General features: G+C 74.2%; 6 protein-coding genes. All 6 read left to right on the top strand.

From position 1 onward, the window contains the following. Positions 1-284 (top strand): glycosyltransferase (locus tag GFJ45_RS16540; protein ID WP_194288717.1); only part of this gene is annotated, 284 nt, incomplete at its 5' end. Then, positions 281-922, top strand: coding sequence for a hypothetical protein (locus tag GFJ45_RS15445; protein WP_228387177.1), 642 nt, complete (start codon positions 281-283; stop codon positions 920-922). The genes GFJ45_RS16540 and GFJ45_RS15445, both read left to right, overlap by 4 nt. 104 nt (positions 923-1,026) lie before the next feature. Further along, complete coding sequence (gene pdxS / locus GFJ45_RS15440; RefSeq protein WP_153398812.1) at positions 1,027-1,935, top strand: pyridoxal 5'-phosphate synthase lyase subunit PdxS; 909 nt, start codon at positions 1,027-1,029, stop codon at positions 1,933-1,935. Between the two features lie 71 nt (positions 1,936-2,006). Next, positions 2,007-2,666: a pyridoxal 5'-phosphate synthase glutaminase subunit PdxT gene (gene pdxT, locus GFJ45_RS15435; RefSeq protein WP_153398815.1), complete on the top strand. Its 660-nt coding sequence runs from the start codon at positions 2,007-2,009 to the stop codon at positions 2,664-2,666. Further along, positions 2,663-3,418 carry a YebC/PmpR family DNA-binding transcriptional regulator gene (locus GFJ45_RS15430; RefSeq protein ID WP_153398809.1) on the top strand — a complete coding sequence of 252 codons (756 nt, stop codon included), beginning with the start codon at positions 2,663-2,665 and terminating at the stop codon, positions 3,416-3,418. The genes pdxT and GFJ45_RS15430 overlap by 4 nt, the downstream gene beginning before the upstream one ends. A gap of 106 nt (positions 3,419-3,524) precedes the next feature. Further along, positions 3,525-4,065, top strand: a 541-nt coding sequence (gene ruvC / locus GFJ45_RS15425) for a crossover junction endodeoxyribonuclease RuvC (protein WP_153398806.1), incomplete at its 3' end; no start/stop codon positions are given.

The raw sequence follows: 4,065 nt of genomic DNA, 5'->3' as shown, positions 1-4,065 counted from the left end.
TGCCTGCCTTCGACGCCGTGCTGGGCGGCGGCCGCTACGGGATGACCTTCCCCGTCGGCGACCCCGAGGGGCTGGCCGACCGCCTCAGCCGGGTGCTCGGAGACACCGACCTGCGGTCCCGGCTGGCCCGGCAGGGGCTGGCGCGGGCCCGCGAGTACGACTGGTCACGGGTGGGTGAGCAGGTGGTGGCGGTGTACGAGTCGGTGCGCACTGCCGGGGAGGCGCAGGTCAGCCTGGAAGCCGGCCCGCGGCCGTGGGGGAGAGGGAGGTGGCGGCGCCGGTGACCGGTGGGACCTGGACCTGGCTGCTGTGGGGCGCCGTGGCGCTCGCGGTGCTGCTGGCGGTGGGCTGGCTGCTGTCCTACACCGCGGTGTGGCTCGACCGGTTGCACCACCGGATGCAGGCCACCGCGGCCGCCCTGGACGCCCAGCTGGTCCGGCGGGCCGAGGCCACCCTGGAGCTGGCGCTCACCGGTGACCTGGACCCGGCCACCTCGACGCTGCTGGCCGGCGCCGCCTCCGAGGCGCTGGCCATGCCCGGCCCCTGGTCGCCGGACCGGGCGCGCACCGAGTCGGGCCTCACCGAAGTACTGCGCGCGGTCGACCCCGCGCTGGCGGTGATCGGCCAGGACGGGGTAGTACGCGGTGTGCCTGGCGTGCCCGAGGCCGCCCTGGACGCGACCTCCGGGGGAGCGGAGCACGGGGAGGCGCTGGGCTCCGACGGGGCGCAGGAGGCGCTGGCACGGCTGCGGGCGGCCGCGGTGCGGGTCCGCTACGCGCGCCGCTTCCACAACGAGGCGGTCGAGGACGTGCTGCGGCTGCGGCGGCGCCCGGACGTGCGGTGGCTGCGGCTGGCCGGACGCTCCCGCGAGCCGCAGCCGGTGACCTTCGACGATGGCTGGCCTGTCGACGCCGTAGACTGAGGTGCGAGGCCCGGCCCCTGCGGAGCTGCCGGGCGCGCCCGACCACCCGTCGACACGGCGCCGCGCGCCGCCGTCGACCCCGACCCCGCCGGAGGACCGCTGAGATGAGCACGACCGAGACCAGCCCGCAGCACGAGGCCGGCACCACGCGGGTGAAGCGCGGCATGGCCGACATGCTCAAGGGCGGGGTCATCATGGACGTCGTCACGGCCGAGCAGGCCAAGATCGCCGAGGACGCTGGCGCCGTGGCGGTCATGGCCCTGGAACGGGTGCCCGCCGACATCCGCGCCCAGGGCGGCGTCGCCCGGATGAGCGACCCGGAGATGATCGCCGGGATTGTCGACGCCGTCTCCATCCCGGTCATGGCCAAGGCCCGGATCGGCCACTTCGTCGAGGCGCAGGTGCTGCAGAGCCTCGGGGTGGACTACATCGACGAGTCCGAGGTGCTGACCCCGGCCGACTACAGCCACCACATCGACAAGTGGGCCTTCACCGTGCCGTTCGTCTGCGGCGCGACCAACCTGGGCGAGGCGCTGCGCCGCATCACCGAGGGCGCCGCGATGATCCGCTCCAAGGGCGAGGCCGGCACCGGTGACGTGTCCAACGCGACCACCCACATGCGCTCCATCCGGGGCGAGATCCGTCGGCTGCAGAGCATGGCCGAGGACGAGCTGTACGTCGCGGCCAAGGAGCTGCAGGCTCCCTACGACCTGGTCGCGGAGGTGGCCCGCCGCGGCTCGCTGCCGGTGGTGCTGTTCACCGCCGGCGGCATCGCCACGCCCGCGGACGCGGCGATGATGATGCAGCTGGGCGCCGAGGGTGTGTTCGTGGGCTCGGGCATCTTCAAGTCCGGCAACCCGGCCGCCCGCGCCGAGGCCATCGTCAAGGCCACCACCTTCTACGACGACGCCGACGTGATCGCGCAGGCCTCCCGCGGCCTGGGGGAGGCCATGGTGGGCATCAACGTCGACGACCTGCCCGAGCCGCACCGGCTCGCCGAGCGCGGCTGGTGACCGGGGCCGGTCCGACCGGGCGGGCCCGCCAGCCGGCGGCCGGCCCGGCGCAGGAGCAGCGCCCCCGCCCGGTGCGCATCGGCGTGCTGGCGGTGCAGGGTGACGTGCGCGAGCACGTCCGGGCGCTCACCCTGGCCGGGGCCGAGGCGCTGCTGGTGCGCCGCCCCGCCGAGCTGGACCAGGTCGACGGACTCGTCCTGCCCGGCGGCGAGTCGACCACCATCGACCGGCTGACCAGGGTGTTCGGGCTGCGCGAGCCGCTACGGGAGCGGATCGCCGGCGGGATGCCCGCCTACGGGTCCTGCGCCGGGATGATCATGCTCGCCGACCGGCTGCTGGACGGCCACCCGCAGCAGCAGACCCTCGGCGGGCTCGACGTGACGGTCCGGCGCAACGCCTTCGGCCGGCAGGTCGACTCCTTCGAGTGCGACCTGGAGGTGCCGGCCCTGCCCGGTAGCGGCGCGCCGGTGCGGGCGGTCTTCATCCGGGCCCCGTGGGTGGAGCAGGCCGGTCCCGGCGTGGAGGTGCTGGCCAGCGTGGCCGTGGACGGCCGGGAGACCGGCGTCGCGGTCCGGCAGGGGCCGCTGCTGGCGACGTCCTTCCACCCAGAGGTCACCGACGACCACCGCTTCCACGCGCTGTTCGTGCAGATGGTGCGGGAGGTGGTCGGTAGCATCGGGCCCCGTTCGCAGGCTGCCGAGGCCACGACCGATGACGAGGGAGAGCGATGAGCGGTCACTCCAAGTGGGCGACGACCAAGCACAAGAAGGCGGCGATCGACGCCAAGCGGGGGAAGCTGTTCGCCAAGCTCATCAAGAACATCGAGGTCGCGGCCCGCACCGGGGGCGGTGACCCGGCCGGCAACCCGACCCTCTACGACGCCATCCAGAAGGCGAAGAAGAACTCGGTGCCCAACGACAACATCGACCGTGCCGTCAAGCGCGGGTCCGGTGCCGAAGCCGGTGGCAGCAGCTGGGAGGCCCTCACCTACGAGGGCTACGCGCCCGGCGGGGTGGCGCTGTTCATCGAGTGCCTCACCGACAACAAGAACCGTGCCGTCGCCGAGGTCCGCACCGCGCTGACCCGCAACGGCGGTTCGCTGGCCGAGTCCGGATCGGTGGCCTACCTGTTCAACCGCCGCGGCGTGGTGCAGGTCACGGCCGAGGACCGCACCGAGGACGAGGTCCTCGAGGTCGTGCTGGAGGCCGGGGCCGAGGAGATCACCGACCTGGGCGGCACCTACGAGATCCTCTCCGAGCCCGGTGACGTGGTCCAGGTGCGGACCGCGCTGCAGGAGGCCGGGATCGACTACGACTCCGCCGAGGTGCAGTTCGTGCCCACGGTGACGGTGCCGCTGGACGTGGAGGGTGCCCGCAAGGCGTTCCGGGTCGTGGAGGCGCTGGAGGACAGCGACGACGTGCAGAACGTCTACTCCAACGCCGACGTCAGCGACGAGGTGCTGGCGCAGCTGGACGAGGACTGACACCGGTCCGGTGCGGCGCGCCCGGCGCGTCCTGCCGGTCGGGGTCGCCGGCGTCGCCTACGGTGGTTGCGAACAGGTGTTCGCCGGCGAGGACAGGGAGCGACCAGTGCGAGTGCTGGGTGTGGACCCCGGCCTGACGCGGTGCGGCCTCGGCGTCGTCGAGGGCACGCCGGGCCGGCCGCTGCGGATGGTGGCGGTCGGGGTGGTGCGCACCCCGGTGGCCGACGAGCCGCAGGAGCGGCTGCTGACGCTGCAGACCGAGATCGACCAGTGGCTGGACGACCACGCCCCGGACGCCGTCGCGGTCGAGCGGGTGTTCGCCCGCACCAGCATCCGCGGGATCATGGGCACCGCGCAGGCCTCGGCCGTGCCGATGCTGGCCGCGGCCAGGCTCGGGCTGCCGCTGGGGATGCACACCCCCTCGGAGGTCAAGGCCGCCGTCAGCGGCAACGGCCGCGCCGACAAGGCCCAGGTGACCCACATGATCTGCCGCATCCTCGGCCTCTCCGACCCGCCGCGCCCGGCCGACGCCGCCGACGCGCTGGCGCTGGCCATCTGCCACCTGTGGCGCGGCGGCGGGCAGCAGCGGCAGCAGCAGGCGGCCAGCACCCGGCTCGCGCAGGCCCAGCAGGCGGCCGGGGCCGGTG

The organism is Ornithinicoccus halotolerans (genome assembly GCF_009602535.1).
Classification (GTDB): domain Bacteria; phylum Actinomycetota; class Actinomycetes; order Actinomycetales; family Dermatophilaceae; genus Ornithinicoccus; species Ornithinicoccus halotolerans.
This window is presented reverse-complemented; position numbering and strand designations above follow the sequence as displayed.